Annotated in this window: 23 protein-coding genes, 1 other RNA gene and 1 pseudogene; 19 read left to right on the top strand and 6 right to left on the bottom strand. The window is 71.7% G+C overall.

What is annotated here, in order from left to right:
* Positions 1 to 25 precede the first annotated feature (25 nt).
* Positions 26 to 769: an SOS response-associated peptidase gene (locus OM98_RS12985; RefSeq protein WP_010535063.1), complete on the bottom strand. Its 744-nt coding sequence runs from the start codon at positions 767 to 769 to the stop codon at positions 26 to 28.
* A gap of 1 nt (position 770) precedes the next feature.
* A complete protein-coding gene (locus OM98_RS12980) occupies positions 771 to 1,949 on the bottom strand; it encodes a YihY/virulence factor BrkB family protein (RefSeq protein WP_010535062.1) in 1,179 nt (392 codons plus the stop codon).
* A 231-nt stretch (positions 1,950 to 2,180) separates the two neighbouring features.
* On the opposite strand from OM98_RS12980, the gene OM98_RS12975 reads away from it, so the two are divergent.
* From OM98_RS12975 to OM98_RS12910, 14 genes are all read left to right on the top strand, one after another.
* A complete protein-coding gene (locus OM98_RS12975) occupies positions 2,181 to 3,404 on the top strand; it encodes a TadA family conjugal transfer-associated ATPase (protein ID WP_010535061.1) in 1,224 nt (407 codons plus the stop codon).
* Entirely contained in the window at positions 3,401 to 4,273 is an 873-nt protein-coding gene (locus tag OM98_RS12970) for a type II secretion system F family protein (protein WP_010535060.1), read from the top strand. The genes OM98_RS12975 and OM98_RS12970 overlap by 4 nt, the downstream gene beginning before the upstream one ends.
* Entirely contained in the window at positions 4,270 to 5,214 is a 945-nt protein-coding gene (locus tag OM98_RS12965; protein WP_010535059.1) for a type II secretion system F family protein, read from the top strand. The genes OM98_RS12970 and OM98_RS12965 overlap by 4 nt, the downstream gene beginning before the upstream one ends.
* 95 nt (positions 5,215 to 5,309) lie before the next feature.
* Positions 5,310 to 5,600 carry a hypothetical protein gene (locus OM98_RS16005; RefSeq protein ID WP_010535058.1) on the top strand — a complete coding sequence of 97 codons (291 nt, stop codon included), beginning with the start codon at positions 5,310 to 5,312 and terminating at the stop codon, positions 5,598 to 5,600.
* Between the two features lie 20 nt (positions 5,601 to 5,620).
* The gene (locus tag OM98_RS12955) at positions 5,621 to 6,019 is read left to right on the top strand and encodes a TadE/TadG family type IV pilus assembly protein (RefSeq protein ID WP_010535057.1); all 399 of its coding nucleotides are present in this window, start codon (positions 5,621 to 5,623) and stop codon (positions 6,017 to 6,019) included.
* Positions 6,016 to 6,462, top strand: a complete 447-nt coding sequence (locus OM98_RS12950) for a hypothetical protein (RefSeq protein WP_010535056.1) — start codon at positions 6,016 to 6,018, stop codon at positions 6,460 to 6,462. Before OM98_RS12955 ends, OM98_RS12950 begins: the two co-directional genes overlap by 4 nt.
* Entirely contained in the window at positions 6,459 to 6,911 is a 453-nt protein-coding gene (locus OM98_RS12945) for a pilus assembly protein TadG-related protein (RefSeq protein WP_010535055.1), read from the top strand. The genes OM98_RS12950 and OM98_RS12945 overlap by 4 nt, the downstream gene beginning before the upstream one ends.
* Positions 6,908 to 8,077: a glycerate kinase gene (locus tag OM98_RS12940; RefSeq protein WP_010535054.1), complete on the top strand. Its 1,170-nt coding sequence runs from the start codon at positions 6,908 to 6,910 to the stop codon at positions 8,075 to 8,077. Before OM98_RS12945 ends, OM98_RS12940 begins: the two co-directional genes overlap by 4 nt.
* An 11-nt stretch (positions 8,078 to 8,088) precedes the next feature.
* Positions 8,089 to 9,204: a peptide chain release factor 2 gene (gene prfB / locus OM98_RS12935; protein WP_010535053.1), complete on the top strand. Its 1,116-nt coding sequence runs from the start codon at positions 8,089 to 8,091 to the stop codon at positions 9,202 to 9,204.
* Between the two features lie 173 nt (positions 9,205 to 9,377).
* On the top strand, positions 9,378 to 10,244 hold the full coding sequence (gene ftsE, locus OM98_RS12930) for a cell division ATP-binding protein FtsE (RefSeq protein WP_029362863.1): 867 nt from the start codon (positions 9,378 to 9,380) through the stop codon (positions 10,242 to 10,244).
* Entirely contained in the window at positions 10,241 to 11,158 is a 918-nt protein-coding gene (gene ftsX / locus OM98_RS12925; protein ID WP_010535051.1) for a permease-like cell division protein FtsX, read from the top strand. The genes ftsE and ftsX overlap by 4 nt, the downstream gene beginning before the upstream one ends.
* A gap of 2 nt (positions 11,159 to 11,160) precedes the next feature.
* On the top strand, positions 11,161 to 12,462 hold the full coding sequence (locus OM98_RS12920; RefSeq protein ID WP_010535050.1) for a peptidoglycan DD-metalloendopeptidase family protein: 1,302 nt from the start codon (positions 11,161 to 11,163) through the stop codon (positions 12,460 to 12,462).
* A 171-nt stretch (positions 12,463 to 12,633) separates the two neighbouring features.
* Positions 12,634 to 13,140, top strand: coding sequence for an SsrA-binding protein SmpB (gene smpB, locus OM98_RS12915; RefSeq protein WP_010535049.1), 507 nt, complete (start codon positions 12,634 to 12,636; stop codon positions 13,138 to 13,140).
* A gap of 352 nt (positions 13,141 to 13,492) precedes the next feature.
* On the top strand, positions 13,493 to 14,134 hold the full coding sequence (locus OM98_RS12910) for a hypothetical protein (protein WP_139017717.1): 642 nt from the start codon (positions 13,493 to 13,495) through the stop codon (positions 14,132 to 14,134).
* Positions 14,135 to 14,149: 15 nt separating this feature from the next.
* On the opposite strand, the gene OM98_RS12905 is transcribed toward OM98_RS12910, so the two are convergent.
* Complete coding sequence (locus OM98_RS12905; RefSeq protein ID WP_010535047.1) at positions 14,150 to 14,710, bottom strand: hypothetical protein; 561 nt, start codon at positions 14,708 to 14,710, stop codon at positions 14,150 to 14,152.
* A 208-nt stretch (positions 14,711 to 14,918) separates the two neighbouring features.
* Here OM98_RS12905 and ssrA point away from each other — a divergent pair.
* Positions 14,919 to 15,289: a transfer-messenger RNA gene (gene ssrA / locus OM98_RS15355) on the top strand.
* A gap of 296 nt (positions 15,290 to 15,585) precedes the next feature.
* Here ssrA and OM98_RS12900 read toward each other — a convergent pair.
* Both OM98_RS12900 and OM98_RS12895 read right to left on the bottom strand, forming a co-directional pair.
* Positions 15,586 to 16,089, bottom strand: coding sequence for a hypothetical protein (locus tag OM98_RS12900; RefSeq protein ID WP_010535046.1), 504 nt, complete (start codon positions 16,087 to 16,089; stop codon positions 15,586 to 15,588).
* Positions 16,090 to 16,163: 74 nt separating this feature from the next.
* Positions 16,164 to 17,033, bottom strand: coding sequence for a sugar phosphate isomerase/epimerase family protein (locus tag OM98_RS12895; RefSeq protein ID WP_010535045.1), 870 nt, complete (start codon positions 17,031 to 17,033; stop codon positions 16,164 to 16,166).
* 256 nt (positions 17,034 to 17,289) lie between these two features.
* On the opposite strand from OM98_RS12895, the gene OM98_RS12890 reads away from it, so the two are divergent.
* From OM98_RS12890 to OM98_RS14580, 4 genes and pseudogenes are all read left to right on the top strand, one after another.
* The gene (locus OM98_RS12890) at positions 17,290 to 18,510 is read left to right on the top strand and encodes a Gfo/Idh/MocA family protein (RefSeq protein WP_010535044.1); all 1,221 of its coding nucleotides are present in this window, start codon (positions 17,290 to 17,292) and stop codon (positions 18,508 to 18,510) included.
* Between the two features lie 182 nt (positions 18,511 to 18,692).
* A pseudogene (locus OM98_RS16530) lies at positions 18,693 to 19,157 on the top strand (MFS transporter); the annotation flags it as partial.
* 37 nt (positions 19,158 to 19,194) lie between these two features.
* The gene (locus tag OM98_RS15655) at positions 19,195 to 19,935 is read left to right on the top strand and encodes an MFS transporter (protein WP_029362860.1); all 741 of its coding nucleotides are present in this window, start codon (positions 19,195 to 19,197) and stop codon (positions 19,933 to 19,935) included.
* Between the two features lie 896 nt (positions 19,936 to 20,831).
* Positions 20,832 to 22,226: an HNH endonuclease signature motif containing protein gene (locus tag OM98_RS14580; protein ID WP_139017714.1), complete on the top strand. Its 1,395-nt coding sequence runs from the start codon at positions 20,832 to 20,834 to the stop codon at positions 22,224 to 22,226.
* 193 nt (positions 22,227 to 22,419) lie between these two features.
* Here OM98_RS14580 and uidA read toward each other — a convergent pair whose 3' ends face one another.
* Entirely contained in the window at positions 22,420 to 24,222 is a 1,803-nt protein-coding gene (uidA, locus tag OM98_RS12875; protein ID WP_010535041.1) for a beta-glucuronidase, read from the bottom strand.
* Positions 24,223 to 24,242 lie beyond the last annotated feature (20 nt).

The following is a 24,242-nucleotide window of genomic DNA, read 5'->3' as shown; positions in this document are numbered from 1 at the left end:
CGGCTCCCCGCGGCGTCCGCCGAGCTCACAGCAGCGTCTGGGCCGGCTCGATCAGCTCGGGCCCGTCGTTGCCGACCTTTCCCACCGTCGGGCCGACCTCGCGCACCTCGAGGCGGGCGTCGTCCAGCAGGTGTGCATCGTCCCGCACCCAGGCCCAGGCCTCGTCCTTGGTGTCCATGCCGGTGTCCAACCAGTCGTCCGCCTGCTCCCGGGGGAGCATCACCGGGGTGCGGTCGTGGATGTCGGCGAGGTCGCCGGTGGCCTCCCGGGTGATGATCGTGGCGCTGAGCAGGAAGGCGCCGTCCTCGCTCGCGGCCGGGCCCTCGTGGCCGCCGGGTCCCTTCCACCAGGAGACCAGGGCCGCCATGTACAGCGGGGAGCCGTCGGCCGGGGTGATGTAGTACGGCTGTGTGCGGGAGCGGCCGTCCCGCCCCCACTCGTAGTAGCCGTCCATCGGCACGATCGCCCGGTGCCGGGCGAGGGAGCCGCGGAAGCTGGGCTTCTCCCCGAGGGTCTCGCGGCGGGCGTTGAAGGTGCGCGAGGAGAAGGCCGCGTCCTTCGCGAAGGGCGGCAGCAGGCCCCAGCGGGCGACGCGCAGGGCACGGAGCACCTCGCCCGAGTCCCGGTCCGCGGACTCGGTGACGACGTGGATGGGCGCCGTCGGCGGGATGTTCCAGCGCTGCCGCAGCCGCGGGTCGGCGAGGTCCACCGCGGCGAGGTCGTCGACCAGCGGCTCGATCTCCTGGAAGAAGGCGAAGCGCCCGCACATCTCAGTGGTCCCGGTTCTGCGGGTTGTCCATGTCGCGGGCGGTCGTCCCGTCCTCGCCGTCGGGCTCCGTGGGGTCACCGCCGACCTGCTTCGGGGTCAGGCGGTACATCTCGGAGGTGTAGGTGTCCGAGTCCCGGTGCAGGTTCCGCAGCCGGATGTCGCGCCCCTCGTCGACCAGCGCCTCGCGCTTGGCCTCGGCCTTCTCGGCGGCCTTGGTCTCGCGCAGCGGCAGGTCCAGGTCGCCCTCGGCGGGCTTGCCGGCCTCGAGCTCCCGGGCGCGCTCGAACTCGGCGTCCACCTCGGCGCCGATGAGGATCACGATGTTCATGATCCACAGGGCGAACAGCACGGCCATGATGCCGCCGATGGCGCCGTAGCTGGAGTAGCTGGCGACGGTGGTCATGTAGATCGACACGGCGACGGCGGCCACGCCGATGCCGAGGATCGCGACGACGCCACCGGGGGAGATCAGCCGGAAGGGCTTCTTGATGTTCGGGGCGCCCCAGTACAGCAGCGAGATCAGGGCGAAGGCAGCCAGCAGGATCACGGGCCACTTCAGCCAGGTCCAGAACGGCAGGAACGACTCGGTGAGGAAGTCCAGCACGCCGGTGGCGCCGATGGTGGAGGCGATCGGGCCCAGCACGCTCTCCACGATGGACTCGCTGAGCAGCAGGGACACCAGGATCACCAGGGTGCCCACGATGATCAGGGCGGTCAGCCCCAGCATCGACAGGGTGAGCCGCAGGAAGCCGCGCCCCTCGGGCACGTCGTAGATCTGGTTGGCGACGCGGCCGTAGGCCTTCACGTACGCGGAGGCGGACCACAGGGCGGTGCCGATACCGATGATCAGACCGATGGTGCCGCCGGTGGCGGAGCCGAGCAGCGAGTTCAGCGTGGAATCCACGGCGTCGGAGACCCCGGTGCCGCTGCCGGACATGGTCCGCTGCACGGCGTTCGTGAGGAGCTCCGCGATCTCGTCCTGGAAGCCCTGCAGGAACAGGGTGGCCAGGGAGAACACGGCCAGCAGGGTCGGGGCGAGCGACAGCACGAGGAAATAGGTCAGCTTCGCGGCCTGGTCGGTGCCGCCGTCACGGGTGAACTCGGCCAGCACGCGCTTGACCATGTACATGAACGTGGGGCGGCTCAGACGCGCGGCGTCGTCATCGGGGGAGGCGGCCATGGGGAGCTCCTGGGGGATCGGACGGGGGGAAGGGTGCCGCACAGGGCGGTCACCTGCACGGCAATCCTGCCACGGGCGGGCACCGCGGCAGTTGTCCACATTCGCGGGGAGTGTCGAGCGGGGGCGGGCGGCCCGTTCCTACAGTGGCCAGCACACCGTGGACGGGGCTCGACCGAGGGGTCGGGGCAGGCTGCAGGCCGCCTCCCCGGAGCGTACTGCGAGGGGAGCGGGATGGATGTCGCGACGATCATCGAGGCCGAGGCGCGGGAGCTGATCCGCCGCCGCGGCCTGGACGCCCGCGCCGACCAGCTGGAGCCGCTGATCCAGGAGGTCGTGGCCGACTACGACCGCCGCGCGGCCACCGGCGCGGTGCCCGTGATCCGGGTGGCGGAGACCGTGGTCGCCGAGGTCGCCGCCCGCATCGGCGGCTTCGGGCCCCTGCAGGAGATGCTCGAGGACCCCTCCATCGAGGAGATCTGGCTGAACTCGCCCAGCCAGGTGTTCTGCGCCCGCAACGGCCGCAGCGAGCTCACCACCATCGTGCTCAGCGACGACGACGTGCGCGGCATCGTGGAGCGGATGCTGGTCAGCTCCGGCCGTCGCCTGGACATGTCCACCCCCTTCGTCGACGCCCTGCTGCCGGACGGCTCCCGCCTGCACGTGGTGATCCCCAGCGTCACCCGCCGCCACTGGGCCGTGAACATCCGCAAGTTCGTCGCCCCCGTGCACGACCTCTCGGGCATGGTCACCCTCGGCTCCCTCACCCCGCAGGCCGCCTCCTTCCTCGACGCCGCCGTCGCCGCCGGTCTGAACGTGATCTGCTCCGGGGCGACCGGCTCCGGGAAGACCACCTTCCTGCGCTGCCTCGCCCAGTCGGTCGGCTCCCGCGACCGGGTGGTCACCATCGAGGAGGTCTTCGAGCTGGACCTGCCGCTGCGGGACGTGGTCTCCATGCAGACCCGTCAGGCGAACCTCGAGGGCACCGGCGAGATCTCCATGCGGCGCCTGGTCAAGGAGGCCCTGCGGATGCGGCCCAGCCGGATCATCGTCGGGGAGGTCCGCGAGGCCGAAGCCCTGGACATGCTGATCGCCCTGAACAGCGGCCTGCCGGGCCTGGCCACCATCCACGCCAACTCCGCCCGCGACGCCGTGGTGAAGCTGTGCACCCTCCCGCTGCTGGCCGGGGAGAACGTCTCCAGCAAGTTCGTGGTGCCCACCGTCGCCAGCGCCGTGGACCTCGTGGTCCACCTCGACATCCTGGCCGACGGCCGCCGCCGGGTGCGGGAGATCGTCGGGCTCACCGGCCGGGTGGAGGACGAGGTCATCGAGGTCTCCGAACTGTTCTCCCTCGAGGGCGACCGGCTGGTCCGCGGGGACGGCCACCCGCCGCACCCGGAGCGCTTCGCCCGCGGGGGCCACGACCTCACCGCCCTGCTCGATGGGGCGGCGGCATGATCGACGGCGCCTTCCTCGGTCTGGTCCTCGGTCTCGGTCTGCTGGCCGTCTGGTGGTCCGCCTGGGAGACCGACGAGACCGTCGCGCGCCGCGGCCGCATCGGCGCGATGCTCGACAGCCTCCGCGACGACCTCGTCACCGTCGGCCTCGGCTCCGTGCCCGCGGCCGCCGTGCCCGCCCTCTGCGCCGGTCTCGGCCTGGTGGTCGCGACCGCCCTGTGGGCGATGTCCGGGGCCGTGGTCCCCGCCGTCACCATCGGCCTGGTCTCCGCGGTGCTGCCCGTGCTGCTGCTGCGCTCGGCCGCGCGGCGCCGCGCCACCGCCCTGCGCGAGGTGTGGCCCGAGGCCGTGGACCACATCAACTCCGCGATCCGCGCCGGGCTCTCCCTGCCCGAGGCGCTCGTGCAGCTCGGCCGGAAGGGCCCCGAGGTGCTGCGGCCCGCCTTCGTCGACTTCTCCCGCGACTATCAGGCCAGCGGGGACTTCGCCGCCAGCCTGGACCGGCTGAAGGTGCGCCTGGCCGACCCGGTGGGGGACCGCATCGTCGAGGCCCTGCGCATCACCCGCGACGTGGGCGGCACCGACCTGGGGGCGCTGCTGCGCACCCTCGCCGCCTTCCTGCGCGAGGACGCCCGCACCCGCGCCGAGCTCGAGGCCCGACAGTCCTGGACGGTCAACGCCGCCCGGATGGCGCTCGCGGCGCCCTGGCTGGTGCTGGCCCTGATGTCCACCCGCCCGCAGGCCGCGCAGGCCTACGACACCCCCGCCGGCTTCGTGATGATCCTGGTCGGGGCGGTGGTCTCCCTGATCGCCTACCGGGTGATGCTGCTGATCGCCCGGCTTCCGCAGGACGAGCGGGTGCTGCGATGACTGGCCCGGGCACCGTGATCGCGGGCGCACTGCTGGGCCTGATGCTCGGGGCGGGCCTGGTGCTCGCCCTCGGGGCCCTGCCCTGGCTGCGGCAGCGCGACCTGGCGGTGCGCATCGACCCCTACCTGCGGCGCGCCCGCGGCAGCGCCCTGTTCGACGCCCCGGCCGCCGCCAGCCGTGCCCGGGTGATGACCGAGACCCTGCTGGGTCCTGTCGCCGAGCGCGGCCTGGGCCTGCTGGAGCGCCTGACCGGCGGCGCCGAGCAGCTGGAGCGCCGTCTCCGGCTGGCCGGACGCCGCACCTCGGTGGACTCCTTCCGCATCGAGCAGGTGGTCTCCGGCGTGCTGGGCGCCCTGATCGGCGTGGCCTTCGCGCTCGGCGCGATCACCCTGCGCGGTGCCAGCCCGCTGATGGGCCTGTTCATCGTGCTGCTCGGCGCCGTGCTCGGGGTGCTGCTGCGCGACCACCTGCTGACCCGCGAGATCACCCGCCGCGCCTCCCGGATGGCCCGCGAGTTCCCCACCGTCGCCGACCTGCTCGCGCTCGCCGTGGCGGCGGGGGAGAGCCCCATCGCGGCGATGGAGCGGGTGGCCCGCACCTCCACCGGCGCCCTGCCCGAGGAGTTCGCCGCCACCGTCGCCGACATCCGCGCCGGCGCCGGCATCGCCCAGGCACTCACGGCGCTCGGCTCCCGCACCCCGCTGCACGCCCTGTCCCGCTTCGGCGACGGCGTCTCCATCGCCATCGAGCGCGGCACCCCGCTCGCGGAGGTGCTGCGCGCCCAGGCGCAGGACGCCCGCGAGGCCTCCAAGCGGGACCTCATGGAGACCGCCGGTCGCCGCGAGGTGATCATGCTCGTCCCCGTGGTGTTCCTGGTGCTGCCCCTGGTCATCGTCTTCGCGATCTTCCCCGGCCTCGCGGTGCTGGAGATCTCCCTCTAGACCCACGGCTAGAACCACGGCACAGCCCGGCAGCTCTCCCGCATCCCCCGTCCTATTTCCCACCGCCTTCCGTCCCGAACCCCCAGGAGGACCCCATGACCATCCACCGCACCCACCACCTGCACCGCCCCCGCAGTCTCCACGCCGGTCACCGGCGCCCCGCGGCCCCCGTCGCGGCCCTGATCCCCCGCGGCCGGGAGCGGCTGCGCCGGCTCGGATGGGCCCTGCACGCGCGGCTCGCGGCCGACCGGGGCGACGTGCCCGGCTGGGTGCTGATCACCCTGATGACCGCCGGGATCGTGGTCGCGCTGTGGGCCGTGGCCTCCGAGCAGATCGTGCAGATCTTCACCAACGCGATGGCGCCGTTCCTCAACGGCTCCCTCTGACCGAGGCGCCGGAGCACGCCATGCCGATCAGGCGCCGCGCCGGAGCCCGGCTGCGGGAGGAGCACGGCTCCGCCGTGGCCGAGTTCCCCCTGGTCGCGGTGCTGGTCATCATGATCGCCCTGGCCGTGATCCAGGCGGCGCTGATCCTGCACACCCGCAACACCCTCACCGACGCCGCCGTGCAGGGCGCCCACCACGCCGCCCTGGTCGGCTCGCTGCCCGAGGACGGCGCCGAGCGCGCCGAGCGGCTCATCGACCGGCAGCTCGGCGGCGCCATCGAGGCCTCGGCCACCGCCACCGAGGCTGCCGACGGCACCATCACCGTCGAGGTCACCGCCACCCTGCCGCTGGTCGGCCTGTTCGGACCCTCCCAGGGGCTCCGGGTCGACGGCCGGGCCGTGGACGAGGAGGTCTGGTGATCCGCCGGCTGCGGGCCCGCCTCGCCGCCCGGGACGGCAACGCGCTGATCGAGTTCGTGGTGCTGTCCGTCGCCCTGCTGATCCCCTCGCTCTACCTCGTGCTGACCCTCGGATCCGTGCAGTCCGCGGTGTTCGCCGCCGACGTCATCGCCCGCGACGCCGCCCGCATCCACGCCACCCAGGAGGACCCGGGCACCGCCGCGACCCAGGAGACCCGCCACACCGCCCTCGTGCTGGAGGACTTCGGCCTCGAGGCCGGGGACGTCGTCAAGGTCTCCTGCAGCGCGAGCCCCTGCTCCACGGCCGGAGGCACCGTCACCGCGACCGTGCGGATCCCGGTGCCGGTCCCGGGCCTCGGTCCGGTGCTCGGCCAGGACGGTCCGGTCGTCGTCAGCTCCACCCACGCCGTCGCGGTGGACCAGTACCGGGCGCCGAACGCATGAGGGCCTGGCTGCGAGCCCGCCTCGCCGCGGTCGAGGGCTCGATGACCATCCTCACCACCGGGGTGCTGGTGGTGATCCTGCTGGTCGCGGCCCTCGGCGCGGCGATCACCGGGGTGCACCTGGAGCGCAACGAACTGCAGCACGCCGCGGACGCCACCGCGCTCGCCGCCTCCCAGGGCCTCGACCCCGCCGAGCTGTACATCCCGGGGGACGAGACCCCGGTGACGCCGTCCTCGGCCCGCGAGGCCGCCGAGGCGCACCTGGCCGCCTACCCCTTCGACCCCTCCCGTACCACCGGCATCACCCTCGCATCGGTCGAGGTGGACCCCGACGGCTCGGTGCGGGTGGTCCTCACCGCGCGCACGGACCCGCCCCTGGCAGGATGGTTCACCCGGGGGACCGGCACCTCGATCCCCTTGGCCGTCGACGGAGAGGCCCGCGCCCGATGACCCCACCCCCCGGGCCGCACGTCCTGCTGGCCCCGGACAAGTTCAAGGGCACGCTCACCGCGGCCGAGGTGGCCGCGGCGCTGTCCCGCGGCATCGCCGCCACCGCCCCCGCAGCCGTGCTCACCGCCTGCCCCATCGCGGACGGCGGCGAGGGCACCGTGGACGCGGCCCTCGCCGCGGGCGGCACCCCGCGCAGCACCGGGATCACCGGCCCCACGGAGGAGGCCCGCACCGCCCACTGGGCCCTGGGCGAGGACGGCACGGCCGTCCTCGAGCTGGCCCAGGCCGTCGGCCTGCAGGCCCTGCCCCGGAACGAGCTCGCCCCGTGGACGGCCGGCACCCGCGGCCTCGGCGAACTGATCGCCGCCGCGGTCCCGGCCGGGGCCCGCACCGTCGTCGTCGGCCTCGGCGGCAGCGCCTCCACCGATGCCGGGGCCGGCCTGCTGCAGGGCCTCGGCGCCCACCTGCGCGACGCGGAGGGCGCGGAGATCGGCCCCGGCCCCGCGGGCCTCGCAGCTCTCGCCGCCGCGGACCTCTCCCCGGCCCGCGCCGCCCTGGACGGCGTCACCCTGATCTGCGCCAGCGACGTCACCAGCCCGCTGCTCGGCCCCGAGGGCGCCACCGCCGTCTTCGGCCCCCAGAAGGGCCTCGCCGACGCCGAGCTGCCGGAGGTCGAGGCCGTGCTCGCCCGCGCCGCCGCGATCCTCGACCCAGGGTCCCACCACGCGGAGACGCCCGGCGCGGGCGCCGCCGGGGGCACCGGCTTCGCCCTGATGCTGCTCGGTGCCGAGGCCGCCTCCGGCGCCGACGTGGTACTGGACCTGGCCGGCTTCGACACCCGACTCGCCGCGGCGGACGTCGTGATCACGGGGGAGGGGAAGCTGGACCGGCAGACCCTGCAGGGCAAGGGGCCCGCCGAGGTCGCCCGCCGCGCGGTCGCCGCGGGGCTGCCCGTGATCGCCGTCGCCGGGACGAACCAGCTCGACGACGCCGCACTGGCCGGCGCCGGGATCACCGCGGCCCATGAGCTGCTCGCCGTCGCCGCGGACCTCGAGGACGCCCTGGCCCGTCCCGCGGAGCTGCTGGAGGGGATCGGCCGTGAGATCGGACGCTCCCTGCCCACCGCGGGAGACGCCGCACCCGCCGAGCCCGCGCCCCTGCCGTAGAATCTCCGCTCGTGGCTTCCATCGACTTCTCCACCGAGATCCCCCAGCTGCGCTCGACGCTGTCCTCGATCGAGCAGGTGATGGACATCGAGGCGCTCGACCGCAAGATCGCGGACCTCGAGCAGCAGGCCTCCGCGCCCGACCTCTGGGACGACGTCGAGAACGCACAGAAGGTCTCCGCCGCCCTCTCCCACGCGCAGGCCGACCGCCGCCGCATCACCGAGCTGTCCCAGCGCATCGAGGACCTCGAGGTGATGGTGGAGCTCGCCGCCGAGGAGGACGACGCCGACACCCTCGCCGAGGCCGAGCGCGACTTCGCGGGCATCCGCAAGACCATCGACGAGCTGGAGGTTCGCACCCTGCTCTCCGGCGAGTACGACGAGCGCAGCGCCGTGGTCACCATCCGTGCCGGCGCCGGCGGCGTGGACGCCGCGGACTTCGCCGAGATGCTGCTGCGCATGTACACCCGCTGGGCCGAGCGCCACCAGTACACGGTGAAGGTCATGGACACCTCCTACGCCGAGGAGGCCGGACTGAAGTCGGTGACCTTCGAGGTCACGGCGCCCTTCGCCTACGGCACCCTCTCCGTCGAGGGTGGCACCCACCGCCTCGTGCGCATCAGCCCCTTCGACAACCAGGGCCGCCGCCAGACCTCCTTCGCTGCCGTCGAGGTGATCCCGCTGATCGAGTCGACCGACTCCATCGAGGTCCCCGAGAGCGAGCTCAAGGTCGACGTGTTCCGCTCTTCCGGCCCCGGCGGGCAGTCGGTCAACACCACCGACTCCGCGGTGCGCATGACCCACATCCCCACCGGCATCGTCGTCTCCATGCAGGACGAGAAGTCGCAGATCCAGAACCGCGCCGCCGCGCTGCGGGTCATGCAGTCCCGCCTGCTGCTGCTGAAGAAGGCCGAGGAGGCCGCCGAGCGCAAGGAGCTCGCGGGCGACGTCAAGGCCTCCTGGGGCGACCAGATGCGCTCCTACGTGTTGAACCCGTACCAGATGGTCAAGGACCTGCGCACCGAGTACCAGGAGGGCAACCCCTCCTCGGTGTTCGACGGTGAGATCGACGAGTTCATCGACGCCGGCATCCGCTGGCGCGCCGGGCAGGCCCGCGCCGAGGACTGATCGCCCCTCGCGTGACGTGACCGCCCGTTCCGTCCGCTGTGTCCGCTTCGCGCTGCCGTCCCCGGCAGGCTTGACCCAACCTTGACCTCGGTCGTGAGGGTGGCTACGGCGCGGCGTCGTGATGCGCCCCTAGCCTGGGACGGCACGCCCGACCCCGATGTGACAGGCCCCCGTTGATCCGCTTCGACAACGTCACCAAGACGTACCTGCGAGGACAGTCCCCCGCGGTGGAGAACCTCGACATCGAGTTCACCCGCGGCGAGTTCGTGTTCCTCGTGGGCGCCTCCGGCTCCGGCAAGTCCACCCTGATGCGGATGGTGCTCAAGGAGACCAGCCCCAGCCGCGGCACCGTCTACGTGGCCGGCAAGGACCTCTCCCGGATCCCCTCCTGGCGGGTGCCGACATTGCGCCGCGACATCGGCATGGTGTTCCAGGACTTCCGCCTGCTGCCCTCGAAGACGGCCTACCAGAACATCGAGTTCGCCCTCGCGGTGATCGGCACCCCCCGCAAGGTGGTGCGACGCCTGGTCCCCGAGATGCTGGAGATGGTGGGCCTGGCCGACAAGGGCAAGCGGATGCCCCATGAGCTCTCCGGCGGCGAGCAGCAGCGCGTGGCCATCGCCCGCGCCTACGTGAACCGTCCCTCGATCCTGCTGGCCGATGAGCCCACCGGCAACCTCGACCCCGCCACCGCCGAGGGCATCCTCGGGCTGCTCACCGAGATCAACGAGCACGGCACCACCGTCGTCATGGCCACCCATGACCGGGCCGCCGTGAACCGGATGCGCCGCCGCGTGGTCGAGATGGTCGGCGGCGAGGTGGTGCGCGACGACGCCGCGGGCCGCTACGAGACGATCGAGCCGGACAGCGTGATCTCCGGGAACACCCCCGACGGGGAGGAGGAGCCCGAGTCGGATCCGGTCGGGCCCGCCGACGTCACCGAGGAGGAGCTGCTCGACGAGCGCGAGCTGCGCCCCCGCGAGGAGGAGGACCTCTTCGCCCCCGACGACCGCGACGACGAGCAGGAGGAGGACCGATGAGGGCGCGCTACATCCTCGGGGAGATCCTCACCGGCCTGTGGCGCAACGTCGCCATGGTGATCTCCGTCGTCATCGTCACCGCCGTCTCCCTGACCTTCGTCGGCGCCGCCGCGCTGATGCAGAAGCAGATCCTGGACATGAAGTCGACCCTGGTCGAGGAGGCCCAGGTGACGATCTACATGTGCTCCCCGCACTCCACCGCCTCCTCCTGCGCGGGCGGCGCCGCCACCGATGCCCAGATCGAGTCGGTGCGCACGGCGCTGGAGGGCGAGGTGCTCTCCCAGTACGTCGGCTCCGTCGAGGAGCGCGACCAGGAGCAGGCGCTGGCGATCTACCAGGAGCAGTTCGCGGGAGAGGGCTTCGTCTCGAACTTCACCGCCGAGGACATGCCCGTCTCCTTCCACATCACCCTGACCGACGCCGAGGACTCCGCCGCCGTGGTCGAGTTCTTCCAGGGTCGCGACGGGGTGGACGAGGTCACCGACCTGCTGAGCGCCTTCGCGCCCTTCATCGACGTGCTGAACCAGTCGACCCTGTTCGCCCTGGGCCTGGCGGTCCTCATGCTCATCGCGGCCGCCCTGCTGGTGGCGACGACCATCCGGATGTCGGTGGCGAACCGTCGCCGCGAGATCGCGATCATGCGTCTGGTGGGCGCCTCCAACGTCTTCATCCGGGCGCCGTTCCTGCTGGAGGGCGCGGTCGCCGCGATCCTCGGCGGGCTGATCGCCTCGGGGATGCTGTGGATCGGCCTGCAGTACATCGTCGAGGACTGGTTGACCCCGACCCTCGGGGCGCAGCTGATCTCCGTCACCACCGCTGACCTCATCTGGGCCGCTCCCGCCCTGATCGTGGTGGGTGCGATCCTGGCCATCGTCTCCTCGGTGGTCTCCCTGAACCGCTACCTGAAGGTGTGAGCATGAGCCAGTTCCCGCTGCGCCGCCCGCTCGGCGCCCTCGCCGCCGCGGCCCTCGTGCTGAGCCCGGCCCTGCTGCTGCCCTCGGCCGCTCTCGCCGAGGGCGACAAGGACGAGAAGGTCGCCGAGCGCGAGCAGGTCGACCAGGAGCTCGAGGACCTGAAGATCCAGCTCAGCGACGTCAATGAGGACCTGGCCCAGACCTACCTCGACCTCGCCGAGACGGAGCTGCTGATCCCGCAGGCCCAGGAGGACCTGGAGGACGCCCAGGACGAGCTCGCCGCCGCCCGGGAGGAGGACCGCGAGACCGGGGAGCGCCTGGACGCCGCCGAGGACGAGGAGGCCGAGCTCACCGCCGAGGTCGAGTCCGGCCAGCAGGAGGTGGACCGCTCCGACGAGGAGCTGGCCGCCGTGGCCCTCGAGGCCTACAAGGGCGGGAACACCCCGAACCCGGCGACCGTGTACGTCGGCGGCACCTCCCCGCAGGACGCCGTCGACCGCTCCGTGAACTACCGGCTGACGATGGCCTCGCAGGACTCGCGGCTCGAGCAGCTGCGCACCGACCAGGCCGTCACCGAGAACTCCGCCGACCGGCTCACGGCGGTGCGCGAGGAGATCGACGACCTGAAGGCCGAGGCGGAGGCCGCCGTGGAGCGCAAGGAGGCGGCCGAGCAGGCCGCCGCCGACGCCAAGGCCGAGCTGGACGACCTGTATGCGCAGCAGTCCGCCCAGGCCGATGACCTGGAGGCCAAGAAGACCGAGTACGAGGACGAGCAGAGCGACCTGGAGGATCGCAGCAGCGCTCTGGACCAGGAGATCGCGGACCTCGTCGCTGAGGAGAAGAAGCGCGAGCAGCAGGAGCTGGCCGCGCAGTCCTCCGGCGACTCGGGGGGCTCCGGCAGCTCGACCGCGGACGGCTGGGTCCGCCCCGTCGACGCGCGGCTGAACTCGAACTTCGGCTGGCGGGTGCACCCCATCTACGGCACCCGGAAGCTGCACGCCGGGGTCGACTTCCCGGTGGCCTGCGGGGTGCCGGTGAAGGCCGCGCACTCCGGCCGGGTGATCCAGCTGACCAGCGGCACCGCCGCCGGCAACAAGGTGATCCTCAGCCACGGCACCGAGAACGGCGCCCTGGTCACCAGCTCCTACCACCACCTGCAGAGCTTCGCGGTCTCCTCGGGGCAGAGCGTCGAGGCCGGGGACGTGGTCGGCTACGTCGGCACCACCGGCTCCTCCACGGGCTGCCACCTGCACTTCGAGACCCACCGCGACGGCACCGCGGTGAACCCCGCCAACTACATCTGACCCGCTCGGGATCCCCACTGGCGGGCACTCGCCGGGCTGTCCGCCCTGGGCGGACCGCGCCATATTCGCTGGCCGGGTGAGGGAGCGGGCGCGTACCCTGGATCATCCGCTCCGCGCCACCCGGCGCCGGGAGCGCGCACCCGCCACGCAGCACGGACGAAGGAGGCAGTGATGGCAGCGAAGAAGACCGCGGCGACGAAGACCGCCAAGGGTGACGGGCCCGAGAAGAAGCTCATCGCCTCCAACAAGCGTGCCCGGCACGACTACTTCATCGACGACACCTGGGAGGCCGGCGTCGTCCTGACCGGCACCGAGGTGAAGTCCCTGCGCGATCGCGGCGCCTCCCTGGTGGACGGCTACTGCTACGTGGAGGGCGGCGAGGTGTGGATGGACGCCGTGCACATCGCCCCCTACGTGAAGGGCACCTGGACCAACCACGCCGCCCGGCGCAAGCGCAAGCTGCTGCTGCACAAGGGCGAGATCGAGAAGCTCGCGGCCAAGTCCCGCGAGAAGGGCTACACGATCGTGCCGCTGGAGATGTACTTCATGGGGTCGCACGCGAAGGTCGTCATCGGCCTCGGCCGCGGCAAGAAGGAATGGGACAAGCGCCAGACCCTGCGGGAGCAGCAGGACATGCGCGAGGCCCAGCGGGCGATGCGTCGCCGCGAACTCGTCTGACCCCCCCGCCCACCTGGAGATTTGACGATTTCTTGACCTGAATGGGGCGTGCGCTTTACCCTCCGCGCATCGGGGTTCCCCGATGTCGGACGGTCGCCTCGCCGCGGCCCGGGATCCCAGGGGGGCCGCCATGACCACCACCGCTCGCCGCTGCATCCGACGCCTCTGTGCGGGCCTCGCTGCTCTCTGTCTGGGGCTCGGCGCGGTCGCCTGCTCCTCCGACGGTGGCGGGACGGGCGGGACCACGTCCGCCGAGGGGTCATCGGCCGCCCCGTCTACCGCTGAGCCCGCCGCGACCTCGGACGGCGGCACGAGCGACGGCGGCACCGCGTCCGCCGGCTCCGTGATGGTGATGGTCCTGAATGACGGGGTGGCCGAGGTGGTCGACGAGGGCACGAGCCCCGCCTCGATCCTCCCGGAGGACCTCGAGGCACTCCTCGCAGAGCAGACCGGCATCGATCCGGACGTCGCCCCCGAGTGCGAGGGCACGCTCGAGTACATGCCGGAGGCCACCGTGACCTGTACGGCCGAGACCACCCTGGAGGGCCTGCCCGGCATCCAGGAGCTCACGGTGATGCCGGTGCGCCTGCCCGCCGGCTTCGAGTCCGAGGGACGGCCGGGCCTGCTGATCAGCCTGGGTGGGCCGCTCGCCCCCGAGGCCGCCGCGGTCGTCACCGACCAGGGGCATCAGCTCGTCGGCATCGGGCAGGGCTCGATGTTCGGCTCCGTGGAGCTGAGCGCCGAGGAGCTGGCGGAGGTCGCCGAGTCCACCATCAACGATGAGAACAGCTACGCCCCTCTCGACGCCCCCATGGTCGTCGAGTCCTGCGAGGGTTCGCTGCCCGCGGGGTCGCGGGAGCCGGTGACCTGCACGGTGGCCTTCGCCCACGACCCGGAGGAGACCTTCTCCGCGCAGACGATGGGCGTCTCCTACCTGGGGGAGGGCGGCCTGCTCATCGCCCTGGACATGGCCGAGGTCGCCGCGAACGGCTGAGTCCGCGGACCGGGCTCAGCCGCGGCGGATCCGCTCGACGGCCTGCCGGGAGGAGGCGACCTCCGCGGAGTCCTCGCCGTGCAGGTGGCGACGGATCGCGAGGGCACGTTCGGCGTCCTCGAGGGCCTGCTCACCCAGGCGGGCGGCCGCGCGCGGCCGCTCCTGGGCGGTCTCGGCGCCGGCGCGCTCGAAGCGGGCCTTCGCCCGGTGGTGGAAGACGGCGGCCAGCACGGTCAGCCCGGCCGGCGCCGTCGGGTCCTCGAGCCCGGTCTCCTCGGCCGCGAGGTCGTACTGCTCCTCCGCGGCGGCGTGCGCGCCCTGGAACTGCAGCACCTGCGCGTACCGGGTGCGGCGCACGGCCCGCACCAGGGGCGGCAGGTTCTCCGGGGCCAGGGTGGCGCGGGCCGCGGCGGCGGCCTCGTCGAGCCGGCCCAGCATCCGCAGGTAAGCGACCGTGCGGGGATCCTCCGGGTGGCTCTCGCACCAGGCCAGCAGGGTGGCGGGGTCGGAGACCTCCTCGCGCAGGGTGTCCTCGTCCAGCACCACGGGCACGCCGGCCGCCTCGAATCCGATCACCTCTCCATCCTCGCCCTGCGCGGCGTGGCCGTCCAGGGAACGGGGCTTCGCCGTGAGCTGAGGGATATTCGCTTCACCTGGCGGCGGGGGAGCGCTACGATGGATGCCTGGTGATCGCCCCGTGCGATCGCCGAGGGTGATTGACAACAGAACAGTGAGTGCACGCGCGGCCGTCAGGTCGCGACCATCTGTGCTGCCCACCCTGCTCGGGGACGATCGGTTTCGACGGTAGTTGTCCAGCAAGGGGAAGCGGGCCGAGAACCCGAAGTCATCTCGTTAATGTCCTTCGGAAACCAATAAGTGCCGAACCCAAGCGCACTGACTTCGCTCTCGCTGCCTGATCAGCGATAGCAGTCTGGAACCCCGGGCTTGCTCCTGACCCGGATCGTTCCATCAGCTAAGGAGCCACTGCTGCCGACCCTCGTCATCGGGGTCGGATGAACACCTCAGAGTGACTGAGTCCGTCGACGACGTGTCCGTGGGATCGTCGGGACTGAGAAAACGCTGTCACGGACTGCGCCCGGAGAAGCCCTGGCTCCGCACTATCGGACGCGGGTTCGATTCCCGCCGTCTCCACGCTGCATTCACGACCGGAAGGCCCCCTCACCTGCACTCACGTGCGGGGGAGGGGGCCTTCCGCATGTCCGGGTCCGGTCGCGCGCCGGGCAGGTCGGCGGATCACCTGCCGGCGGCACACCTCAGGCGGTCTCCTCGCAGGCGACGAAGTAGGGCGTGAAACGGAAGTCGTCGTTCTTCTGCCCCTCGCCCTGCAGGAACTGCCGGAAGAAGCGCATGCGGAGCGTGATGTTCTCGTCCTGCGTGGCGACGTCGCTGAAGGAGACGGTCCGGCTGGCACCGACGGTGCCGTCGGCGCCTCATTCGGCGGTGCGGGACCCGTTCGTCGTGCAGTCCTGGGGCGGGGTGAGGATGACGTCGGTCCCGCCGCCAGTGGTGGTCCCGAGCTGGCGCTGGAATCCATAGCCGTCGTTGAGGAACACGGTGAACTGGCTCGGGGTCGTCTCGCAGCTTCCCGAGACCTGGTAGCCCTTGCGCACTTGAACCACGAACCCGATCGTGTAGCGGACGCCCGCTTCGACCGGGATCCGGGTATCGAAGTCGATCCTTCGGGATTCATCCGGGTCCGTCGACGTCTTGTTCCGCTCGACCTGCACGGTGTCGCCGACCCATCCCGCGAACTCGTTGTCGAGACCGCTCCGCTGGGTCATGGTCCACCCCGCATCGCCCGTCGGCATCTCCGGATAGTTCGGCGGCGGGGAGGCCGCCACGGCCGGGGCCGCCACCGCGACCGTCGGCGCCGCCCACGCCGCCCCGCGGGCGAGCGGGCGACGCGAGAAGGCGCGCTGGTCGGGGGTGTCCACGATCCGAACCTACCAACCGCTGCGTGGCCGTCACCAGGGAGATCGCTGGTGGTTCCCGCCACCACGGGTCGTGGTCAGCCGGTGATGAGCCGCTCGTAGCCGAGCTCGACCAGGTGCCGGCGGCTGAGGGCGAGGGACTCGAAGATGTCGCGCCCGTAGGTCTCGTCCTGCTCGATCAGCAGGTGCCGGGCACCGGAGGCGATGCCCTGCTCGATCACGGGCTTCCATTCCAGGGTGCCCTGGCCGACCTCCGCGAACTGCACGGCCTCGCCCTTCCAGAAGGCGAAGAAAGGACCGGGGTCGCCGGCGGCGATGGCCTCGAGGGCCTCGGCGGACGGCAGCGCGATCCGGTAGTCCTTCAGGTGCACCAGGTCCAGCACCCCGTCGAAGGCGGCCAGGGTGCGCTCGGGGTCGGCGCCGCCGCGCTGCACCCAGTGGCAGTCGATCTCGAAGCGCAGGTGGGGAGCCTGCTCGCGCAGCCGCTCCAGCATGGTCGCGCCGCCGATGCGGGCGAACTCGATGTGATGGTTGTGGTAGCTCAGGGCGATGCCCTCGTCGGCCAGGCGCTGCGCGTTGCCGTCGGTCTCGGCGCAGAAGGCGTCGAAGGCCACGGGGGAGGCCATCGCGGAGAACGGCATCATGCCGATGCGGATCATGTCGGTGCCCAGCCGCCTGGCGTGCTCGACGTGCAGGTCGAAGTCATCGGCCAGGGTGATGTCGTCGGGACCCATCGGCCCGGAGGTCTTCGCGGAGATCGCGGCCACCTCGATGCCGAGGTCCCCGCGGGCGGCCTCCAGGTCGGCCACGTTCGTCTCCGTCATCGGGATCTGCGAGACCTCCACGACCGAGAAGCCGGAGCCGGCCACCTTCTCCAGCACGGGGGTCACGCCCTGCTCGGCGACGTGCTCGCGGAGCATCATGAGCTGGATACCGATTCGTGCCATCGAGTCCTCCTTGATCGGGAGAGGCCGCGTCGCCTCCGCGCGGGTCGTCGCCGACCCGTCTGCGTCCTCACTGTAGGAAGGGGGTCGGAGGGCCCCGGGCCGTTGCCGCAGGTTGCCCGGGGCAACGCGCTGCAACAGGTCACACCGATCGGCCACGGGGACTCAGGATCACTGCAACCCGGACGGCGACGATGCCCGCTCGCCTCCGCGCCGCAGGACCCCGCTCCCGGACACGACCCCAGGAAAGGCCCGGACCATGACGACGACGTCCCCTCCGACCACCAGAACCTCCGCCGACCCCACCCCCTCCGAGGGCGTGGTGCGGCTCGGCATCGTGGGCCTCGGCGCCCAGGGATCCGCCTACGCGCACTTCATCGCCGAGGGCATGGTGCCCCACATGCGGCTGGGCGCCTTCTGCGACACCGACCCGGCCGCCCTGGACCGGGCCCTCGCGCGCCACCCCGGCGTCCCCACCTATGCGACGCTCGACGCGCTGCTGACCTCGGGCGACGTCGACGCGGTGATCACCTGCATCCCGCACTACGACCATCCGGAGGCGGCGATCGCCTCCCTCGAGGCGGGCCTTCCCACGCTGGTCGAGAAGCCCGCCGCGGTGCACACCCGGCAGGTGCGCCGCATGAACGACGTCGCCGCCGCGCACCCTGAGGTGCCCTTCGCGATCATGTTCAACCAGCGCAACAACCCGCTCTACCAGCGGATCAAGGCCATCGTCGACGGCGGCGAGATCGGCGAGGTGCTGCGCAGCTCCTGGATCATCACCACCTGGTGGCGCCCGCAGGGCTACTACGAGCAGTCCGCATGGCGCGCCACCTGGGGCGGCGAGGGCGGCGGCGTGCTGGTCAATCAGGCGCCCCACCAGCTCGACCTCTGGCAGTGGATCTGCGGCGTCCCGCAGTCCGTGTTCGCCAAGGCCGGCTTCGGCTTCCGCCGCGACATCGCCGTCGAGGACGAGGTCACCGCCCTGGCCGATTACGGCGACGGCCGCACCGGCACCTTCGTCACCTGCACCCACGACCTGCAGGGCACCGACCGCCTCGAGATCCTCGGCACCGCCGGCAAGATCGTCGTCGAGGGCTCCAAGACCGCCACCGTGCACCGGTACAGCAAGCCCGAGAAGGAGATCTCGGACTCGGTGGACACCGCCGGCGCCCGCGCCCTGATGACGGGCGACACCTCCGTGCTCGACGGCGTCGTCAGCACCGAGGTCATCGAGGACACCTCTCCCTGGGGTGCCCAGCACGCCGGGGTGCTCGAGAACTTCGCCCTGCACGTCCTCACCGGATCGGAGCTGCTGGCCCCCGGCAGCGACGGCATCCACGGGGTGCGGCTGGCCAACGCCATCCACCTCTCCGCCTGGACCGGCCGCGAGGTGCCCCTGGACCTCGACGAGGAGGCCTACCTGGCCGAGCTGAATCGTCGCATCGCCGACGAGGGCCAGTACCCGCAGGAGAGCTGACCGGCGGTCCCGCTCCGGGTCCGCCTCCTGCGTCTCCCACAGCGCGCCGCGCCCGTCCGGGCGGCGCACCGGTCCCGTCACGGACGACGGGGCCCGCATCTCCCCACCCCTTCGATGCGGACGAGCCCGTCCGCATCCGCCTCGGTGGCCGTTCCCCACGGTCCGTCCGGAAGGAGACATCGGTGTCTCACATCAACGACAGCACGAAGCACGCCGGATATGCGTACTACGGCTCGAAACTGCCCACGATCGCGCCGCAGAGCACGGAGGGCGACCGTCCCCCGAAGCGTGGTCGGGCCGTCGCGGCCCTGGGCACGTCCCAGGCCGTCGACAACTCCGAGTCGGGCCTGACCAGCACCTTCTTCCCGCTGATCATGCAGGCCTTCGGCCTCACCTACGCCGCACTCGGCGTGCTCGCCGCGATCCCGATGTTCGCCCGCATGGCCTTCGGGCCGATCTGGGCGATGGCCGCCGACCGCTTCGGCCGCAAGCGGGTGCTGATCATCGTCACCGGCGTCTGGGGCCTGTGGACCGTGGCCAGCGGCTTCGCCCCGAACTACACCTGGCTGGTGATCCTGTTCGCGATCTCCGCCATCGGCACCGTCGCCTCCGAGCCGGTCCTGAACGGGATGCTCCCCGACCTGTTCAAGCAGTCCGAGCGCGGCAAGGCCTACGGTCTCGTGCGTGGCATCGGCGGCGGCGTCGGCATCGTGCGCCTTCCGTCTCCGCGACGTCGGCCAGCTGCTGCGCATCCCCACCATCTGGATGATCGTGCTGATGCTGCCGTTCATCACCTCGCTGATCCTGCTGCGCTTCTACACCACCTTCCTCGTGGACGTGCGCGGCCTGGGCGTGCCGGAGGCGGCGCTGGTGCTGGCCGTGTTCTCGGTCGGCTCGATGTTCTCGGCCTTCCTCGGCGGGCGCCTCGGCGACGTGTTCGCGAACCGCTTCGGGCCGAAGGGCCGCATCATCCTGATGCAGATCTACCTGGTCTGCTTCTCCGGGGCGATCTTCCTGGCCACCCAGATCGACTCCAACGACCGGGTGTACATCTACAGCTCGACGTTCCTGCTGGGCATCGTGTTCTCGGTCGGCTTCTCCGGCTGCGTGCTGCCCATCGTCTCGACCGTGGTGCCGCGCAAGCTCGGCGCCTCCGCCTTCGCCTTCCTGTTCTCCTTCTATCAGGGCGGCATCACGGCGATCCTCTCGCTGAACATCGGCATCATCGCCTCAGTGTTCGGGGACCTGCAGATCACCTTCCTGTGGTTCTGCGTGCTGCCGTACCTGATCAACGCCGTGATCTGGACGCTGTTCTACGTCACCTACCCCAAGGACTTCGCCCGGCAGGAGGAGCGCGAGCGCCGTTCGGCGGAGCTCGCGGCGACCCGAGCCGGAACGGGGGAGGGGGAGGGCACTCCCGCCTGAGCCCAGACCGTCTCGCCGGTGCGGCGCCTCGACCCCTCGGGGTCGGGGCGCCGTGCTCATGTCGGCCCGGCCTGCCCTGCGTCTGCACGTGCCGGGCCCCTGTCGGCCTCCTGCGAGCCCCCCACTCGCCGGACTGGCCCCCGCTTCCCCTCCGAGTTGTCCCCATTCGGGGTGAGGGGTGTTGTTTGTCGGGGCTGCGCCGTAGACTCGATCATATCGAACAAGTGTTCGAGCGGGGGGGTATCGATGCAGGCCACGACGGTGAGAGGGGGTGAGGGGCATGGGTGACGACGATCTGGAGACGCGCGGCACCGGGATGCTGTTCGCGATGCCTGAGACGCCCGCTCGGCATTCCTCGACCTCGATCGTCGCCGCACCCTCACCCGCACCTGGTTCTGCACCCGCCCCCGCACCTATACCTGTACCTGGTTCCGCGTCCTCGGCCGAACTCGGTGCTCCACCTGCGCACGCAGCTCCTCAGTCGCATTCCCTGCTTCCGCCTCAACCATCGTCCCCGACCGCGTCCCCATCCCCGTCCCACGGCCGCCACGCCTCTGTCCCACGTACTGCGGAGGGCTCCGGTCGCCCGGCGCTGTCGCGGCGGCCGCGGGGTCGTGGTGGGAGTCGTGCGCCGGTGGGGTCGGTGGCGGGTCCGCGGGTGCGGGAGTCGCTCCCGGCGCGGGTGGAGGTCGAGGAGGACTCCCGGGCAGCACGGCTGCTGGGGGAGGTGTGGGACCACGCCGCGATGGAGTCCCGCGCCCATGCCCGGCAGCTCCGCCGGGTGATCGCCCTGTCCGAGGACCTGTGTGAGGGTCCCGTCGGGGAGGGCCGGGAGTCGTTCGACCGCGAGGCGTGCGAGTACGCGCTCGCGCAGGCCCTGCGCTCCACCATCGGCCATGCCGGCTACCTCCTGGAAGAAGCCCTCCGCACCACCCAGTGCTTTCCCTGCCTGCCTGGGCCTGATGGAGACCGGGGAGCTTCCCCTGCGGTGGATGCGCCGCGTCCTCCGCGTCTCCGGCGCCCTGTCCGAGACGACCCAGCAGGCCCTCGACAAGACCGTGGGAGGGTGGGATCTGCGCATCGGGGAGGACTCCTTCCGCCGTCGCCTGTCCCTCACCGTCCGCCACCTCCGCGACCTCGACGACCAGGCAGAACCCCCTGCCGTCCCGGAGCGGTCGGTCACGGTCGGCACCCCGGACCAGGACGACGGCACCGCCTGCCTGTTCGTCCAAGGACCAGCCCCGGAGATCCTCGCCCTCGGCCACCGCCTGGACGCCGCGGCCCGCGCGATCCGCACCCGCCAACGCGAGCACCTCGCCCACCCCGATCAGGGCCCGGTGCCCTTCGACGACGGCACCATCGAGACCAGCGGGGAGGTGATGACGCTGGGCCGGTTGCGCTACGAGGTCCTCACCCGCAGCATGCTCGACACCGGAGGCATCGAGGTGCCCGCGGAGCGGTTCCGGCTGAACGTCACCGTCCCCGCCCTCACGTTGCTCGGGGTCTCGGAGGCGCCGGGGATGCTGGATGGCATCATCCCGATCCCCGCGGCGATGGCTCGTGATCTCGCGGCCGGGGAACCGACTTGGTACCGGGTCCTGACCGACCCGGCGGAGGGGACGTTCCTGCCGTTGCCCGCGCAGCGATACCAGCCCACAGCGCGGATGCTGGAGCACCTCCGCCTGCGCAACCCGGTGTGCGCGGTGCCCGGCTGCACCAGGGGTGTGCGGCATGGTGCGGAGGCCGACCACATCACGGAGTACGACCACGAGCATCCCGAGCTGGGTGGACTCACCGAGGTGGAGAACCTCCACCTGCTGTGCACCCGCCACCACCAGATGAAGACCGCCGGGACACTCCGCCCCCACCGCGACACCCCCACCAGCCCCCGCGAGACCGGCACCACGACCTGGTGGATCCCCCGCCCCACCGGGACATGCAGCCCGAGCAGCCCCGTCACCCCGGCCACGGTCCGCGACGACACCGACCTCATGACCCCGGACACCATCCGCGACCTCGAGACCCCATGGGGCACCTACCTCCACCGCACCACCCGGCCAGACGCCGACCCGGAGAACGCCCCGGACACCCAAGCGACGGCCGCTCCATCAGGAACCACCTGTACCGGCCCCGCCGGCAACGGAGAGCCCGCGCCCATCAATCACCGAGCAGCCATCACCGGGAAACACTCATCCGACGCTCGCCACGGAACGGGGAGCGGTCCCGGCGACCCGCCCCGCCCCCGAGCTGGCACCGGCCCTCCCCTGGGGACGGACCCACCACCCTTCTGACCGTCCGGGTCACACCCGCCGCACTCCCCGCCCTGACGAGAAGCCGGCACGCAGGTGACGGCCCCTCGGCACGCGCACAAGCGGTTGGGGAGAGGCGAGCAGCGCTCCCCTGAGTCAGCGACGCCCAGGAGGCGGCCTTCTCGGCGCGCGCGAGCCTTCAGGGGCGCGAGGTGGTACGGATCGGTGATCCCGTTCAGCCCTTAGCGGCGATCGGTAACTTCTCGGTCCAGCGGGTCCGCAGCCAGTGCGCCACGGCCTTCGGCTCGCGGTCGCGGGTGAACACGCCCTTCTTGTTGTCGCCCACGCGCATGATCCCCGAGGTGGTCATGAAGTCCGCGAAGTTCCACACCTGCTCGCCGACCACCGCGTCGATCCCGTCGAACACCCGCGAGCACATCTCCATGTAGGCGATCTGGTACTCCTCGCTCCACGGCTGCGGCACCAGCTGGTGCAGGCCGGGCACCGTGTCGGCGCCGTACTCGGTGATGATGATCGGCTTCCCGTCGCCCGCCCAGGCCTCCAGCTCGGCGCGGAAGCCCTTCTCCGCCGCGACCAGGTCGCCCGTGTTGATGTACCAGCCGTAGTAGCGATTCAGCATGATCACGTCCGCCATCGCCGACACCCGGCAGCGGCCGTGAGGCGCCATCATCACGTTCACGAAGCCCACCGTCCGGGTCGGATCGGCCTCCCGCGCCACCTCGAACAACGGCCGGAAGTACTCCTCGGCGGCCGCGGTCTCCGACTCCGGCTCGTTCGCGATCGACCACAACACCACGCTCGGCCGGTTCTTGTCCCGCGCCACCAGGTCCCGGATCACCTGCGCATGGTTCGCCTGTGTCTCGTCGTTGCAGGTCTCGGGGCTGAACGTGGTGTACCCCTGGCTGCCGAAGATCCCGCCGCCGAGCCCCATGTTCAGGCCCACCGCCGGGGTCTCGTCGATCACCACCAGACCGGTCCGGTCGGCGTGGTCCATGAACTCCTCGGAGTACGGGTAGTGGCTGGTCCGCACCGAGGTCGCGCCGATCCAGTCGATCATCGCCCGGTCCCGCAGCATCAGCGCGTCGTTGTGCTGCTTGCCGTCGATCGCGTGGTCCTCGTGCATGCCGAAGCCGGTGAACGCGAAGGGCTCGCCGTTGATGAGGAACTCGGTGCCGCGCACCTCCACCGTGCGGATGCCGACGTCCTGCCGGTACTCGTCGACCACCGCGGCGCGGTCATCGGCCGCATCGCTGCCGGGGGCCAGCAGCTGCAGCGTCAGCTCGTACAGGTAGCCGTCGCCCGGCGCCCACAGGTGCGCCGCCGGCACCCGCAGCTCCAGCTCCCGGCCGTTCTCGCGGGCCACCTCGGCCCCCTCGACGTCGCGGAGCACTGCCCGCAGCGGCCCCTCCCCGGCGGCCTCGACGCTCGCCCGCACGAGTCCGTCCGGCCCGTCGATGTCGGTGACGACGGTGATGTCCTCGATCCGCTCGCGCGGGGTGGCGGTGAGTAGCACGCTGCGGTCCAGCCCCGCATAGTTGAAGAAATCGTGGAAGTAGCGCTGCACACCGTCCTCGGTGACGCCCGGCGGGATCGACTGGAAGGTCAGCGTGTTGTTCACGCAGATGGTCACCAGCACCTCGGCACCCGGCCGCGCGGTCTCCCCGAGGTCGAGCTCGAAGGGCAGATAGCCGCCCTCGTGGGAGCCCAGGTAGGTCCCGTCCACCCACACCCGTGCGCGATGCGTCGCCGAGGAGACGTACAAGGAGATCCGCTCCGCGTCCCAGCGGCGGGGGATCCGCACGCTCCGCTGGTACCAGATGTCCCCGTGGAACTCGCGGTCGGCCGCGTCGGTCATCAGGTCGTTGAACGAGGCCGGCACCGCCATCTTCCCGGCCTCCGGCAGCGGACCGCGGAACCACCCCTGGCCGTCACCCACCCCGTCGCGGTCCAGGCGGAAGGCCCACAGTCCGTCCAGGATCTTCGTCTCGCGGGTGGGGGTGTCCTGGGGGCGCAGCATGATGGTCCTCTCTGACGCGG

Source organism: Brachybacterium squillarum M-6-3 (assembly GCF_000225825.1).
GTDB lineage: Bacteria > Actinomycetota > Actinomycetes > Actinomycetales > Dermabacteraceae > Brachybacterium > Brachybacterium squillarum.
Note: the sequence above shows the minus strand (reverse complement) of the source record. Positions and strands in the feature narration are given on the sequence as shown.

Coding starts and splice junctions, on each gene's coding strand:
- OM98_RS12945 (WP_010535055.1), top strand. CDS start 6,459: ATGAGGGCCTGGCTGCGAGCCCGCCTCGCCGCGGTCGAGGGCTCGATG.
- OM98_RS12970 (WP_010535060.1), top strand. CDS start 3,401: ATGATCGACGGCGCCTTCCTCGGTCTGGTCCTCGGTCTCGGTCTGCTG.
- OM98_RS12955 (WP_010535057.1), top strand. CDS start 5,621: ATGCCGATCAGGCGCCGCGCCGGAGCCCGGCTGCGGGAGGAGCACGGC.
- OM98_RS12985 (WP_010535063.1), bottom strand. CDS start 769: ATGTGCGGGCGCTTCGCCTTCTTCCAGGAGATCGAGCCGCTGGTCGAC.
- smpB (WP_010535049.1), top strand. CDS start 12,634: ATGGCAGCGAAGAAGACCGCGGCGACGAAGACCGCCAAGGGTGACGGG.
- OM98_RS12895 (WP_010535045.1), bottom strand. CDS start 17,033: ATGGCACGAATCGGTATCCAGCTCATGATGCTCCGCGAGCACGTCGCC.
- OM98_RS12890 (WP_010535044.1), top strand. CDS start 17,290: ATGACGACGACGTCCCCTCCGACCACCAGAACCTCCGCCGACCCCACC.
- OM98_RS12910 (WP_139017717.1), top strand. CDS start 13,493: ATGGTCCTGAATGACGGGGTGGCCGAGGTGGTCGACGAGGGCACGAGC.
- OM98_RS12980 (WP_010535062.1), bottom strand. CDS start 1,949: ATGGCCGCCTCCCCCGATGACGACGCCGCGCGTCTGAGCCGCCCCACG.
- OM98_RS12965 (WP_010535059.1), top strand. CDS start 4,270: ATGACTGGCCCGGGCACCGTGATCGCGGGCGCACTGCTGGGCCTGATG.
- ftsX (WP_010535051.1), top strand. CDS start 10,241: ATGAGGGCGCGCTACATCCTCGGGGAGATCCTCACCGGCCTGTGGCGC.
- uidA (WP_010535041.1), bottom strand. CDS start 24,222: ATGCTGCGCCCCCAGGACACCCCCACCCGCGAGACGAAGATCCTGGAC.
- OM98_RS12975 (WP_010535061.1), top strand. CDS start 2,181: ATGGATGTCGCGACGATCATCGAGGCCGAGGCGCGGGAGCTGATCCGC.
- OM98_RS12940 (WP_010535054.1), top strand. CDS start 6,908: ATGACCCCACCCCCCGGGCCGCACGTCCTGCTGGCCCCGGACAAGTTC.
- OM98_RS16005 (WP_010535058.1), top strand. CDS start 5,310: ATGACCATCCACCGCACCCACCACCTGCACCGCCCCCGCAGTCTCCAC.
- OM98_RS14580 (WP_139017714.1), top strand. CDS start 20,832: ATGCCGGCTACCTCCTGGAAGAAGCCCTCCGCACCACCCAGTGCTTTC.
- OM98_RS12920 (WP_010535050.1), top strand. CDS start 11,161: ATGAGCCAGTTCCCGCTGCGCCGCCCGCTCGGCGCCCTCGCCGCCGCG.